The 13,100-nt window shown below is 64.1% G+C and carries 14 protein-coding genes; 13 read left to right on the forward strand and 1 reads right to left on the reverse strand.

Annotated elements, in window-relative coordinates; translation table 11 throughout:
• Positions 1-29 precede the first annotated feature (29 nt).
• From ACF0H6_RS09945 to ACF0H6_RS09980, 8 genes are all read left to right on the forward strand, one after another.
• The gene (locus tag ACF0H6_RS09945) at positions 30-1,265 is read left to right on the forward strand and encodes a pyridoxal phosphate-dependent aminotransferase (protein WP_395249455.1); all 1,236 of its coding nucleotides are present in this window, start codon (positions 30-32) and stop codon (positions 1,263-1,265) included.
• The gene (locus ACF0H6_RS09950; RefSeq protein ID WP_395249456.1) at positions 1,262-2,077 is read left to right on the forward strand and encodes a methyltransferase domain-containing protein; all 816 of its coding nucleotides are present in this window, start codon (positions 1,262-1,264) and stop codon (positions 2,075-2,077) included. Before ACF0H6_RS09945 ends, ACF0H6_RS09950 begins: the two co-directional genes overlap by 4 nt.
• A gap of 112 nt (positions 2,078-2,189) precedes the next feature.
• The gene (locus ACF0H6_RS09955; protein ID WP_395249457.1) at positions 2,190-2,549 is read left to right on the forward strand and encodes a YciI family protein; all 360 of its coding nucleotides are present in this window, start codon (positions 2,190-2,192) and stop codon (positions 2,547-2,549) included.
• A 72-nt stretch (positions 2,550-2,621) separates the two neighbouring features.
• Positions 2,622-3,824 (forward strand): RNA polymerase sigma factor, encoded by a 1,203-nt coding sequence (locus tag ACF0H6_RS09960; protein WP_395249926.1) that lies wholly within the window; start codon positions 2,622-2,624, stop codon positions 3,822-3,824.
• 48 nt (positions 3,825-3,872) lie between these two features.
• A complete protein-coding gene (locus ACF0H6_RS09965) occupies positions 3,873-4,331 on the forward strand; it encodes a hypothetical protein (RefSeq protein ID WP_395249458.1) in 459 nt (152 codons plus the stop codon).
• A gap of 77 nt (positions 4,332-4,408) precedes the next feature.
• On the forward strand, positions 4,409-4,660 hold the full coding sequence (locus ACF0H6_RS09970) for a type II toxin-antitoxin system Phd/YefM family antitoxin (RefSeq protein WP_395249459.1): 252 nt from the start codon (positions 4,409-4,411) through the stop codon (positions 4,658-4,660).
• Positions 4,621-5,019: a type II toxin-antitoxin system VapC family toxin gene (locus ACF0H6_RS09975; RefSeq protein ID WP_395249460.1), complete on the forward strand. Its 399-nt coding sequence runs from the start codon at positions 4,621-4,623 to the stop codon at positions 5,017-5,019. The genes ACF0H6_RS09970 and ACF0H6_RS09975 overlap by 40 nt, the downstream gene beginning before the upstream one ends.
• A gap of 43 nt (positions 5,020-5,062) precedes the next feature.
• The gene (locus tag ACF0H6_RS09980) at positions 5,063-5,686 is read left to right on the forward strand and encodes a LysE family transporter (RefSeq protein ID WP_395249461.1); all 624 of its coding nucleotides are present in this window, start codon (positions 5,063-5,065) and stop codon (positions 5,684-5,686) included.
• Positions 5,687-5,719: 33 nt separating this feature from the next.
• Here the strand turns inward: ACF0H6_RS09980 and ACF0H6_RS09985 are convergent, their stop codons facing one another.
• Entirely contained in the window at positions 5,720-6,763 is a 1,044-nt protein-coding gene (locus tag ACF0H6_RS09985; protein WP_395249462.1) for a LacI family DNA-binding transcriptional regulator, read from the reverse strand.
• Between the two features lie 162 nt (positions 6,764-6,925).
• On the opposite strand from ACF0H6_RS09985, the gene ACF0H6_RS09990 reads away from it, so the two are divergent.
• From ACF0H6_RS09990 to pabB, 5 genes are all read left to right on the forward strand, one after another.
• Positions 6,926-7,975 carry a nucleoside hydrolase gene (locus ACF0H6_RS09990; protein ID WP_395249463.1) on the forward strand — a complete coding sequence of 350 codons (1,050 nt, stop codon included), beginning with the start codon at positions 6,926-6,928 and terminating at the stop codon, positions 7,973-7,975.
• Positions 7,976-9,403, forward strand: a complete 1,428-nt coding sequence (locus ACF0H6_RS09995) for an MFS transporter (protein WP_395249464.1) — start codon at positions 7,976-7,978, stop codon at positions 9,401-9,403.
• On the forward strand, positions 9,400-10,344 hold the full coding sequence (locus tag ACF0H6_RS10000) for a ribokinase (protein WP_395249465.1): 945 nt from the start codon (positions 9,400-9,402) through the stop codon (positions 10,342-10,344). The genes ACF0H6_RS09995 and ACF0H6_RS10000 overlap by 4 nt, the downstream gene beginning before the upstream one ends.
• Positions 10,345-10,447: 103 nt before the next feature.
• Complete coding sequence (locus tag ACF0H6_RS10005) at positions 10,448-11,023, forward strand: low molecular weight protein-tyrosine-phosphatase (protein WP_395249466.1); 576 nt, start codon at positions 10,448-10,450, stop codon at positions 11,021-11,023.
• Complete coding sequence (gene pabB, locus ACF0H6_RS10010) at positions 11,020-13,047, forward strand: aminodeoxychorismate synthase component I (protein WP_395249467.1); 2,028 nt, start codon at positions 11,020-11,022, stop codon at positions 13,045-13,047. The genes ACF0H6_RS10005 and pabB overlap by 4 nt, the downstream gene beginning before the upstream one ends.
• Positions 13,048-13,100 lie beyond the last annotated feature (53 nt).

The following is a 13,100-nucleotide window of genomic DNA, read 5'->3' on the forward strand; positions in this document are numbered from 1 at the left end:
GCAGGGCGCCGGACATGAAATGATCAACCATGCGTCCGATGCAGCACTCCAGCAAACTACAAAACGTCCGTTACGAACTCCGTGGGCCCATCCTCCAAGCGGCCAAGACCATGGAGGCCGAAGGGCACCGCATTCTCAAGATGAATCTTGGGGACACCGCACCCTTCGGACTTGAGGCGCCGGAGTCCGTGGTGGTGGACATGATCCACCACCTCCGCGGCGCCCAGGGGTACAGCGATTCCAAAGGCATCTTCACTGCGCGGACTGCGATTTCGCAGTACTACCAGACCAAGAACCTGATGAATATCGGCGTCGAGGATATCTTCATCGGCAACGGGGTCAGTGAACTGATTTCCATGACGCTGCAGGCGTTCCTGGAAAACGGCGACGAGGTGCTCATCCCCGCGCCGGACTATCCACTGTGGACGGCCACGGTGACCCTCACGGGCGGCAAGCCGGTGCACTACCTTTGCGACGAGGGCCAGAATTGGTGGCCGGACATGTCCGACGTCGAAGCCAAAATCACCAAGCGCACCAAGGCCATCGTCATCATCAACCCGAACAACCCCACTGGTGCGGTATATCCTCGCCACGTCCTGGAGCAGTTCGCGGCCCTGGCCCGGAAACACGATCTCGTCCTGTTCTCCGACGAGATCTACGAGAAAATCCGCTACGAGGACGCCCAGCACATCCACACGGCGTCGGTGGCAGACGATATCTGCGTCCTGACCTTCAGCGGCCTCTCCAAGGCGTATCGGATGCCGGGATACCGCGCGGGATGGGTCGCAGTGACCGGTCCACACGCGGCCACGGCTGAATACCGCGAAGCCTTGGAGCTGCTGGCCTCCCTTCGACTGTGCTCGAATGTTCCTGCGCAGCACGCCATCCAGACCTGCCTCGGCGGCTACCAAAGCATCGAGGAACTCATCAGGCCAGGCGGCCGGCTCCGCGAACAACGGGACCTCGCCTTAAAGCTCCTGACTGCGATTCCCGGGGTGAGTTGCGTTCCAGCAGCCGGCGCCATGTACTTGTTCCCGCGCCTGGATCCGGAGGTCTACCCGATCGCGAGCGACGAGAAATTCGTCCTCGACCTGCTGCAGGACCAGAAAATCCTGGTCTCCCACGGCTCCGCGTTCAACTGGCCAACCCCGGACCACTTCCGCTTCGTCATCCTGCCTTCCGTCCGGGAGATCGAGGAGGCCGTACGAAGGATTGCCACGTTCCTGGCCGCGTATCGGCTCCGCGGGGGTAGCGTTTCCGTATGAACGAGCAGATGCCAGAAGACGTCTACACGCACGGCCACCACGAGTCGGTGGTACGCGCCCACGCCTCCCGGACAGCCGAGAATTCTGCCTCCTTTGTTCTCCCGCATCTCACCGCCGGGACATCAGTGCTCGACGTCGGATGCGGACCTGGGAGCATCACCTGCGACTTCGCGGAACTGGTGGCTCCCGCGAAAGTAGTCGGGCTCGACCGCTCCGCTGAGATTGTGGCGCAGGCAACCTCGTTGGCGTCGGAGCGTGGCGTGGAAAACGTGGAATTCGTCACCGGCAACATCTACGATCTGGACTTCGAAGACGAGAGCTTCGACCTCGTCCACGCACACCAAGTCCTGCAGCACCTGACCGACCCCGTGGCAGCATTGCGCGAAATGCGGCGGGTAGCCAAGCCCGGAGCCATCGTGGCCGTACGCGACGCCGACTTCCATGGCATGAGCTGGTACCCGGAAGTCCGCGAGCTGGACGACTGGATGGATCTGTACCAGAAGATCGCCCGACGCAACGGAGCAGAGCCCGACGCCGGGCGGCGGCTCGTCTCATGGGCACAGGAGGCGGGCTTCACCGACGTCGCGCCCTCCAGCAGCAACTGGCTGTACGCCACCGCGCAGCAGCGCCGCTGGCAGTCGCGGGTCTGGAGCGAGCGCGTCCTGCACTCCGCCTTTGCCGAGCAGGCGCTGGAATACGGCCTTGCGAACGAGGCAGATCTGGCCCGGATCGCCGCCGGTTGGCACCGTTGGGGCTCCACGGATGATGGCTACTTCCTGATCCCGAACGGGGAGGTCATAGCGCGGGCGTAGCGGCCCGCCAAAATTCCTTGAGAATATCCGCCAACCCATGTCGAAAACCCGCCAGCAGTTCCGACCCATCAACGAAAGCGCCCACACGGAGCGCCCTGATAAGGAGTTCGAGATGAAATACATGATCATGATGTTTGGTTCGGCCGAGGGCATGATGGAAGTGGCCGATCCCGAATGGATCAAGGAAATGATCGGTTTCATGATCCAGATCGACAAGGATCTCCGCGATTCCGGCGAGATGGTCTTCAACGCCGGCCTGGCAGACGCCAGCACCGCGAAGCTGGTCAAGCAGTCGGACAGCGGGGTCATCACCACCGACGGACCGTTCGCTGAAGCCAAGGAATCCCTCATTGGCTACTGGGTGGTGGACGTGGCCAGCGAGGAACGGGCAGTGGAAATCTGCTCAAGCATTGTGAAGTACGCGCCTGTTGTGGAGCTCCGCCGCGTGCAGGACGAGCCGCCGGAGGTCTAGCGCTTGGCCGAGCCTTCCGGGGACACCGTGCTTGAGGACCGGCTGCGCACGCTCGCGCCGCAGGTCCTCGGCATGCTCACACGCAGGCACGGCCAGTTCGCCGAGTGCGAGGACGCCGTGCAGGAGGCGTTGCTCGAGGCAGCATTGCGGTGGCCTGGGTCCGGCATTCCGGACAACCCGAGGGCGTGGCTTTTCACCGTCGCCTCGCGTCGCTTGGTGGACCACTGGCGCAGCGAAAGTGCCCGGCAGGCGCGCGAAGAACGCGCCGTTGCCTTGGAACCGCCGCCGCCCGGAGACGACGCCGGAGGCCCCGTTTCAGATGCCGACGACGGCGCTGGCGGGTTTGCAGAAGATACCCTCGCCCTCCTTTTCCTGTGCTGCCACCCAGCGCTCTCAGCACCCTCGCAGCTCGCACTGACATTAAGGGCGATCGGAGGACTCACGACGGCGGAAATCGCCAGCGCCTTCTTGGTCCCGGAAGCCACCATGGGCCAGAGGATCAGCAGGGCGAAGCAGGGCATCCGAAAGGCCGGAGCCCGCTTCGAGATGCCGGAGGCCTCAGAGCGCAAGGCCCGGCTCGGCGTCGTACTCCATGTCCTTTACCTGATCTTCAACGAAGGCTACGCCGCAAGTTCCGGCCCATCCATGCGGCGCGAAGACCTGACAACCGAGGCGATCCGCCTCACGCGGCTCCTTTGGGGGCTGCTCCCTGAGGAGCATGCGGTGGGCGGGCTGCTAGCCCTCATGCTCCTCACTGACGGGCGACGCCGGGCCCGGTCACTGCCGGACGGGAGGCTGGTGCCCCTCGCTGAGCAGGATCGCGGGCTGTGGGACGCAGCGCAGATCGCCGAAGGATTGAAACTCTTGCCGTCCGTGCTGGGTGTTGGCCGTCCGGGGCCCTATCAGTTGCAGGCAGCCATCGCGGCGGTTCACGCCGAGGCGGCCTCCGCCGAGAAGACCGACTGGCCGCAGATCCTCGCTTTGTACACGGTTCTCGAAGCCGTGGCCCCCAGCCCTGTGGTGACACTCAACCGGGCCGTCGCCGTCGCGATGGTGGAAGGCCCGCGCGCCGCCCTTGATCAGTTGGAAGGATTGGAATCCGAGCTGGGACAGGGGCACAGGCTCGACGCCGTCCGCGGGCACCTGCTCGAAATGTCCGGGAATCCCGCGCAAGCCCGGGAGTCCTTTCTTGCCGCCGCCAGGAAGACCCGGAGCCTGCCCGAGCAGCAGTACCTGCTGGTGAAGGCGGCCAATCTCGGCAAGTTTTCCACATAGGCACAATGACCTCTGTCAGCGGACTGCCGCGGTGAATAGCCTCAAACCATGATCATTCAAGCAGGCTTTGACCTCGAGCTCCTCGCCCGCCCGCTCATCGTCCAAGAAGAAAAACTCTACCCAAGACTCGTAGTGACCGGCCTCGACGCCGAGATGCAGCTGCAAAGCATCCGGGTTGTCACGGAGACCTTTGAAGGCAGTCTGGAACCATTCCACGACGCCGTCCTGGAACACCTGGAACTTGAGGGCACCAAGTTCTTTGCAATCGCACACGCCGGGATCTGGACAGAAGAATACTGCTTCGAGCACCAGCCAATCATCATGGAAGCGAAGAGGCTCGAAAAAGCCGCGGCAGCGCGGGGCTTTCGCATGATCGGCCACTTTGGGCTGGATGAAAGCGGCTATATGTCAGCGGGACCGCATTCCTACTTTGACCAGTATCACGAGGAGGACCTTCCGAGCACCATGACCCATTGGGTGCATTCAAAGTACGGTAAATGCGGCTAGGTTCCGGGCATCGGGAGGGTAAGAAATTCCCGACGGCCCTTCACCCTCCAGAGGTTGACCAACTAGACTTGGTCAACATGGGACAGTACAACGTCCAGGAGGCAAAAACCCGGCTTTCTGAACTTCTGCAGATGGTTGAACGGGGCGAAGACGTGGTTATCGCCAAAGCCGGCAGGCCGGTTGCGCGGCTCGTCATGATTGAGCGGCCCACCAAGCGCCGCCTTGGATTCGTCAGGGGACAACTTCCGGATAATTTCCTAGAGCCTATGGATGAGGAGGAACTTGCGCTGTGGGAAGCACCGCTTATCTCCTCGACACGCATGCCCTGATCTGGGCCCTGACGGAACCCCGGAAGCTCTCACCCAAGGCGCGACGTGCAATCCAGTCATTCGATAACCGTCTCGTGGCATCATCTGCCAGTGCTTACGAGATCGGCTACAAGCACAAGCTGGGTAAGCTCCCCGGCTTGGACGGGCTGCTTCTGGGCTATGCCCATCACGTCGCCGAGCTATGCAACGAGGAACTGCCCATCCGGAGCGTGCATGCGCTTGCGGCCGGGCACCTCGATTGGGTGCATCGGGATCCCTTCGACAGGCTGATCGCTTCGCAAGCCATCGTGGAATCGATGGTGGTGATCACGGCCGATCAGGAATTCCATAGCTTCCCGTTGGTGGAGACGCTCTGGTAACTGCCCGTCCGGGCATCGCCTCCCGCGGGCATAAGCTGGATTGGTGCAAATTTCCCTTTGGCTGGCCCTGGTAGGCGCCGGCGCCCTGATCAGCTTCACTCCCGGCGCGGGCGCCATCTCCACCATGAGCAATTCGCTCAACTCTGGATTCCGCCGCTCCATCTGGGGAGTGTTGGGACAGCAGGCGGCGCTGATCATCCACATTGTGATCGTGGCCCTCGGGGTGGGGGTCCTGGTCTCCAGCTCACCCGTGATCTTCAACGTGATCCGTTACACGGGTGCCGCATATCTGGTGTACATGGGCATACGCCAGTTCCTGCACCGGCCGGACCTGAACAAGGAAAAAGTAGAGTCCCGGCGGAACGAACCGGGATGGTCCATGTTCCAGCGCGGAATTTGGGTCAATTTGCTCAACCCCAAGGCGATTGTCTTCTTCCTGGCTTTCATGCCGCAGTTCATCCGCCCGGAGCAGCCGCTGATCCCGCAATACCTGATCCTCAGCGCGACAATCGTTTTCATCGACATCTGTGTCATGTGGTTCTTCTTTGCACTGGCAGCCCGTTCATTCCAGCGATTCACCCACAACGAGCACGGACAGAAAGTCCTCAACCGCACCTTCGGTGTCCTGTTTATGTCGGTAGGTGTCCTGCTCGCTACCATCCACTAACCGGAGCAAATGACACCAGGCACCCGGCGCCGGTTAGCCTTGAGCAGTCGAACCCCGCACCATCAACGAGCTCTCCAGCGTCAGCTGCGGCTGCTCCAGCTCACGGCCTTCCATCAGTCCCCGTAGCTGTTCGCCAGCCTTGAGTCCCAGCGGGGTGGCGGGCAAATGCACGCTGGTCAGGCTCGGGTTGCTTGTGGCTGAGTACGGCAGATCATCGAAGCCGGCCACAGCCAGTTCCTCCGGAATCCGGACACCGGCCACGCGGGCTTCCTGCAGCACTCCGTAGGCGTGCGTGTCTGTTCCGCAGACGACGGCGGTCACCCCGGCCCGTTGCCAAGCCGGCCAGACGGCGGCGAAGGCAGCCGCGGCTGCACCGACGTCGATGGTTGTACTGATCATGTGGTGGTCCGCCACGGAAATGCCGCAGGATCTTGCCTCGTCCAGGAACGCGGCCCGGCGCACTTCGAACGTTGCTGTGCCGGTCACACTGTCCACGTAGGCCACGCGTTGGTGCCCGGAGGCCGCAAGATGCGCAGCCAGTTGACGGGCACCATGGGCAACATCGAGGTTGACGGACGGGGCGTAAGACTCAAGGCCCGGGGCATCAAGGAGGACCAGCGGCCCGGCGACGGACAGCTCCTCCAGGAATCCTGCATTGGGTGCGTCAACCAGCAGGCCGGCAGGGCGAAGGGCCAGGAGCTTCCGGACGTCGTCTGCGCGCGGGAATTCGCCGGCATCGGTCACGGAGAGCAACAGCTGGTATTCGGATCCGAGCGATTCCCGGACCCCGGCGATGACTTTGGCGAAAAATGGGTTGGAAATATCCGGCGCCACAAGGATCACAATCGAGCTCACACCTTTGGCCAGGGAACTGCCGATGCCGTCCACCACGTAGCCGAGTTCGGCAATGGCTTGGCGGACGCGCGAAATGTTGTCCTCGGACACCCGGCCTTGGGTTTTCCCATTGGCCACCAGCGAAACCGTCGCAGTGGAGACGCCTGCCAGGGAGGCGACCATCGCCGCGGTCACGCGCTGCGTGCGGCCAGGGGCCTGTTGCACTCGTTCCGCGGATTCCATACCTCGATCGTAGCCCGAACCAGCCATTTCCCGCGCCGCATGGCATCAAGCGCTTGACGCAATTCGCGTTAAGCGTTTGACGTGAGGCACAAGTCGGTGCCAGAATTCCCCTGAATGCTTTAACACCCTGCATTTGCAGGCCCCAATGACGTGGAGATGAACATGGACCCCAACACCATGACCCGTGAACGCAAGAAGATCATCCTGGATTGCGACCCCGGGCATGACGACGCCGTTGCCCTTCTGCTGGCCCACGGCAACCCGGACATCGAACTGCTCGCCGTCACTACCGTGGTTGGCAACCAGACCCTCGAAAAAGTCACCCGCAATGCCTTGTCGGTAGGCACCATCGCGGGGATCGCGGGTGTTCCCTTCGCCGCCGGCTGTGACCGCCCGCTGGTGCGCACGATCGAAACTGCGCCGGATATCCACGGCGAAACCGGCATGGATGGCCCCGAGCAGCCCCAGTCAGCCATCCAGCTGGACCCGCGCCACGCCGTCGACCTCATCATTGAAACGATCATGGCGCACGATCCGGGCACCGTGACCCTTGTCCCTACCGCGGGACTCACCAACATCGCCATGGCGGCCCGCAAGGAGCCGCGCATCGTTGACCGCGTCAAGGAAGTAGTCCTGATGGGCGGTGGCTACCACGTGGGCAACTGGAGCGCGGTGGCCGAATTCAACATCATCATCGACCCCGAGGCTGCACACATCGTCTTCAACGAAAAGTGGCCTGTGTTGATGGTGGGCCTCGACCTGACGCACCAGGCCCTGGCCACCCCGGAGGTTGTGGAGAAGATCGCCGCCGTGGGCACCAAGCCGGCCAAGTTCGTCATGGAATTGATGGAGTTCTTCACCAAGGCCTACAAGGACGCCCAGGGTTTCGACTATCCCCCGGTCCACGATCCCTGTGCGGTGGCCTACGTCATCGATCCCACGGTGATGACCACCCGCAAGGTCCCGGTCGACATCGAGCTCCAGGGCAGGCTCACCCTAGGCATGACCGTGGCTGACTTCCGCGCCCCCGCACCGGCTGACTGCAACACCTCGGTGGCAGTCGACCTCGACCACGAGAAGTTCTGGAACCTCGTCACCGACGCGCTTGTCCGCATCGGCGAACCGACCACCACAGAACCGATCACCTCAGAACCCGCCGCCGCAGAACTCGCCGCCATCGCTGTCGGCAGCATCGCAGAAGAGGCCAAGTAAATGACCACCCTCATCAACGGAACCAAGACCACCCGGGGCAACATCACGGCCCTCATGGTCGCCCTGCTGGCCGCCTGCGTGGCGTTCCAGCTCAACGCTTCCATGCTCAGCCCGGCCCTGGTCACCATGGGCAACGAGCTCCACACCGACCAGGCAGTCATCGGCCTCTCGCAGACCTGGTTCTTCACAGCGGCCGCTCTGTTCTCGCTCTTCCTTCCGCGCCTGAGCGACATCGTCGGACGCAAGAAGATCCTCGTTGGCATGATGGTCCTGATGGCCGTCGGCTCGGTCATCGCAGCGATGGCCCCGGATGTCACGTGGCTCTTCGTGGGCCGCATCATCCAGGGCGTCAGCGGCCCCACCGTGCCGCTGGCCCTGATCATGCTGCGATCCGCCGTCGACAATCCGCGCAAGTACGGCGCCCTGATGGGCCTCATCACGGCAGTCAACGGCGGCGTCGCCGGCGTCGATTCCTTCGTGGGTGGCTACTTTGCCGAGCACTTCGGCTTCCGCAGCATCTTCTGGCTCATGGTTGCCCTGGCAGTCGTGGCCACGGCCTTGGTGGCCCTCCTGGCCGGCGAGACCAAGCCCGCCGCCGGCACCACCATGGACTGGCTCGGCGTATTCTTCATCGTGATCGCAGTGGGCGCGTTGCTGACTGCCCTCAACGAGGGTTCCAAGCTTGTTGGCGCCTTCTCTTCCGGCACACTGATGCTGGCCATCGGCCTGATCGTCGTCGCCGCTGCCGCATTCGCAGCGTTCTGGACGGTGGAAAAGCGCTCCAAGTCGCCGATGGTGGAAACCATCCACCTTCGGCAGCGTTCCACGTGGGCACCACTGCTGACCACCACCCTCGCCATGACCGGCATCTTCGCAGTCATCAACGGCATCGTTCCCGCCTACGTCCAGGCCGCGGCTCCGGGATTCGGCGTTGGCCCCACCGAGATGTCGCTCATGATCCTTACGCCGTATGCCCTCCTCGGCTGGGTTTTTGGACCCATCAGCGGCCGGCTCGCTCCGGTGCTCGGCTACACCAAGGTCCTGCGCATCGGCATGGTGGGTAGCATCGCGGCGCTGGCCATTATCGCGTTCTTCGGCCTCAGCAGCCTGCCCCTCATGATTGTAGGAACGGCCTTGCTCGGCATCATGTACGCCGGTACGGTCAACATCATGCTCAACGGACTCGGCGTTGTCCTCTCCCCCGCCGGAAATCCCGGTTTCCTGCCCGGCATGAACGCCGGCGCATTCAACCTGGGCGCTGGCCTGAGCTTCCTGGCGCTGCCGGCCGTGCTCGTGGCGACCTCCGCCCTCGGCGACGCCAAAGCCTCTTACTTGACGGTCGTCGTCGTCGGCCTGGCCATCACGGTTGCCGCCTTCGCGGCGTCGATGCTCATCCCGAAGCCCCTCGAAGCCGAGGTTGAAAAGTGACCTCGCGGATCGTCGTCGTCGGGTCCTTGAACGCGGACCTGACCATCTATTGCGAGCGGCTCCCGCTTCCCGGCGAAACCGTCCACGGCAACGGTTTCGCGGTCAATCCGGGAGGGAAGAGCGCCAACCAGGCCGTCGCGGCAAGCAAGCTGGGGGGCACGGTGACCCTCATCGGTGCGGTCGGGGATGATCCCAACGGGGCTATGCTCCTGGCTTCCACGGAAGGTGCCGGCGTGGACGTTTCGCGCGTCCGCCGTTCCGCGGAGGTGGCCACCGGCGTCGCGGTGATCGCTGTGGACGCCCACGGGGAGAACAACATCATCATTTCGGCCGGAGCCAACGGGACGCTCGCTCCGGCGGACGTGTCGGCGGACGCCTTCGACGACGCCGCGGTGCTCTGCCTCTGCCTGGAGGTGGCCCTCGAGACTGTTGAGGCGGCCGCCAAAACCGCGCACGACGCCGGTGCAACAGTCCTGTTGAACCTCTCGCCGTACGCCGAGATCCCGCAAAGCCTGGCCAACCTGAGCGATGTCCTGCTGGTCAACGCCCACGAAGCTTCGATGTTCCTGGGCGACGCCGAGACGCCGCACCCCGGCGCGCCAGCAATCGCCTGGGAACCGGTCCGGGCCCAATTCGCCGAGCGGGGGCTGGAGCGGGTACTGGTTACCCTCGGCTCCCACGGCTCGGTGGTCCTGGATTCGCTTGCCGCCCCCGGGGAACAGATCTCACGGATCGCACCCACCAAGGTCAACGCAGTAGACACCACCGGCGCTGGGGACGCCTTCACCGGGGCCGTCGCCGCCCGCCTTGCTGCAGGCGAAACCTTGGCCGAGGCCGCCGCGTTCGCCTCGGTTGCGGCAGCGCTCGCCACCACCAAGAAGGGGACCCAGGCGGCCTACCCCGGCGCTGGGGAAGTCCTGGAGCTTTTGCGGATTTCCTGATTCAGGCGGTGCTTTTACGCCTCCGCCAGCGACTTTACAAAATCTGTAAACCGCAGCCATTTTTGACTAGCCAAGACGGGGTGGCATCCCCCATGCTTGCTCCATGTACTCAGCGTCGAGCCCATACCGCATCATCACCGTCTGCACGGGAAACATCTGCCGCTCGCCCATGGCGGAGCTGATGTTGACCGAAGCGTTCGACGCCGGAGGGCTGGGCGGAGCGGTTGTTGTGGACTCCGCGGGAACCACGGCATACGAGGCCGGGCACCCCATCGATCCCCGTGCGGCCCGGGTGCTTTCGACGCACCGGATCCACTCCGAGAAACACGTTGCCCGAAGCTGGCGGCCGGAATGGTTCCGGGAACGGGACTTGATCCTGGCTCTCGACGTGGACCATTACGGCTGGCTGCACGAGGCCGCCCCGGACTCCCAAACGCTCGCCAAAATCCGGATGCTGCGCAGTTTCGACCCGTCCGTAACGGGCCGCAGCACCCTGGACCTGGGCATCGAGGACCCCTGGTACGGCGGCCACCATGATTTCGACGTCGCCTGGGACCTCATTCGCGCGGCTGTTCCCGGGATCGTCGCCCACACCCGGGCGGTCCTTGCGGCGGAACGGCTTGGCGCCGAACAGCACGGGCAGCACTACGACCCACAGCAGGTACGCTCTATTTCATGACCCCAGCACCCGTGATCATCGCCGTCGATGGCCGCTCCGGCGCCGGAAAGACCACCCTCGCCGTCGAACTCGCCGCCCGCCTCCGCATGCATCACAAAGTGTCGCTCTTCCATCTCGAGGACATCTATCCGGGATGGAACGGGCTCGCCGCGGGCATCGAGCGCTATGTCACCACTGTCCTGGCTTCGCTCCGCAACGGTGACGCCGCGGAGTGGGTCAGCTGGGACTGGGAGAACCATTACGACGGCCGCAGCCATGTGACGCTGCCTGCCGAGATCGTCATTGTCGAGGGGGTCGGAGCCGCGGCGAGCGACGCACGGCCCATGCTGGACGCCGTGGTCTGGGTGGACGCACCCGACGGCGAACGCCGGCACCGCGCCCTGGCCCGGGATGGCAGCAGCTACGAACCGTTTTGGGACAGCTGGGCGGCCCAGGAAGACGAGTGGCTGGAGACCGATGACGTCCTCGAACACACCGATGTCAGGGTCCTGAACCGGGCCGATGGGAATGCCCCGGATGACGTCCTGCAGGTGCTGAACTACCTCCCTTCGCTCTCTCCCGTGCTGGCCCCCGAGCTTTCGGGCCGCCGCGGATTGAGCCTGAGCTACGAACACCATGAAGGAATCGTTCCGGATCCGGCTGCCCTGTTCGCCGAGCTCTACGGTGATTCCCCGCGGGCCGTGTGGCTCGATTCTTCCAACGCTTCGGGCGACAATCCGGCTCCCGGCGCGGATCGCCGCCGCTTCAGCATCATGGCGGACGATTCAGGGGCCTTCGGGCAGTGGGCTAGCCACGCCGACGCCATCACCACCATCACGGCAGGCCAGGCATCCGTGGCGGCCGAAGGACTGTTCTTCCGCTGGCTCAACTCGGTGTGGGGCCGCCGGAGCGTCAGGGCCCCCGAAGGCTACGAGTGCGGGTTCACCTTGGGCTGGCTCGGCTATTTGGGCTATGAGCTCAAGCGTGAAACCGGGGGCTCGAACGTGCACTCGCACACTCCTGATGCCCAATTAATCTTCGCCGGCCGCGCAGTGGTCCTGGACCACCAAAGCGGCCACGTGTGGGCCCTCAGCCTGGACCCCGACGACGGCGAGTGGCTCACCCGGGTGCGGCGCGCCGTCGCCCGTTCCTCGTGGAAGCCGCTGCAAGCCCCGGAAACACGCGCGGTTCCGAGCTTTTCGAGCCGGGATACCGAGGACGGGTACAAGAGCAAGATCGCCGACGCCCAGCGCCAGATCGCCGAGGGCAACACCTACGAGGTCTGCCTGACCACCACCGTGAGCGCCGAGGATCCCGGGCTGGACCCGTGGGAGAGCTACCTCGCTCTGCGCCACCGCAACCCCGCACCGTTCGCGAGCTACCTGCGGTTCGGCGAGCTGACCGTTGCCAGCACCTCGCCGGAGCGTTTCCTGCGGATCACCTCCGACGGCGGCATGCGGGCCGAGCCGATCAAGGGCACCAGGGGCCGGGCCAACGATCCCGTCATCGACGAGGCCCTGCGGCGTGGCCTTGAGTCCTCGCTCAAGGACCGTGCCGAGAACATCATGATCGTGGACCTGCTCCGCAACGATCTGAGCCATTTCGCCGTGCCTGGTTCGGTCACGGTCAGCCGGCTCTGCGAGGTGGAAAGCTACGCCACGGTGCACCAAATGGTGAGCACCATCGACGCCCAGCTACGGCCAGGCGCACCCAGGGCAGAGGCCGTGGCGGCTGCGTTCCCCGCAGGATCCATGACAGGCGCCCCGAAAATCAGCACCATGGACATCCTCGATGGGTTGGAATCCGGGCCGCGCGGGGTCTACTCAGGTGCCATCGGCTACTTCTCGCTCAACGCGGCCGCGGACCTCGCCGTCGTGATCCGGACTTTGGTGATGAGTCCCGACGGCGACGGCGGCCGCTCACTGAGTCTCGGCGTCGGGGGCGCCATTACTGCGGATTCCAAGCCGCTGGAGGAGTACGAGGAAGTCCGGACCAAGGCATTCGGCGTTCTCTCGGCGCTTGGCGCGGAGTTCCCGGAGGACTGAGATTGTGTACAGATCATGCCCCTTATTCGGGGCGTTTAACGGGCATGATCTGC

It is taken from the genome of Arthrobacter sp. NA-172, from assembly GCF_043952055.1.
GTDB lineage: Bacteria > Actinomycetota > Actinomycetes > Actinomycetales > Micrococcaceae > Arthrobacter.

Bases quoted from the DNA above. Each gene is read 5' to 3' on its own strand.
- ACF0H6_RS09950 (WP_395249456.1), top strand. From the start codon at position 1,262: ATGAACGAGCAGATGCCAGAAGACGTCTACACGCACGGCCACCACGAG.
- ACF0H6_RS10005 (WP_395249466.1), top strand. From the start codon at position 10,448: ATGTACTCAGCGTCGAGCCCATACCGCATCATCACCGTCTGCACGGGA.
- ACF0H6_RS09985 (WP_395249462.1), bottom strand. From the start codon at position 6,763: ATGGAATCCGCGGAACGAGTGCAACAGGCCCCTGGCCGCACGCAGCGC.
- ACF0H6_RS09970 (WP_395249459.1), top strand. From the start codon at position 4,409: ATGGGACAGTACAACGTCCAGGAGGCAAAAACCCGGCTTTCTGAACTT.
- pabB (WP_395249467.1), top strand. From the start codon at position 11,020: ATGACCCCAGCACCCGTGATCATCGCCGTCGATGGCCGCTCCGGCGCC.
- ACF0H6_RS09955 (WP_395249457.1), top strand. From the start codon at position 2,190: ATGAAATACATGATCATGATGTTTGGTTCGGCCGAGGGCATGATGGAA.
- ACF0H6_RS09990 (WP_395249463.1), top strand. From the start codon at position 6,926: ATGGACCCCAACACCATGACCCGTGAACGCAAGAAGATCATCCTGGAT.
- ACF0H6_RS09995 (WP_395249464.1), top strand. From the start codon at position 7,976: ATGACCACCCTCATCAACGGAACCAAGACCACCCGGGGCAACATCACG.
- ACF0H6_RS09965 (WP_395249458.1), top strand. From the start codon at position 3,873: ATGATCATTCAAGCAGGCTTTGACCTCGAGCTCCTCGCCCGCCCGCTC.
- ACF0H6_RS09945 (WP_395249455.1), top strand. From the start codon at position 30: ATGCGTCCGATGCAGCACTCCAGCAAACTACAAAACGTCCGTTACGAA.
- ACF0H6_RS09960 (WP_395249926.1), top strand. From the start codon at position 2,622: ATGCTCACACGCAGGCACGGCCAGTTCGCCGAGTGCGAGGACGCCGTG.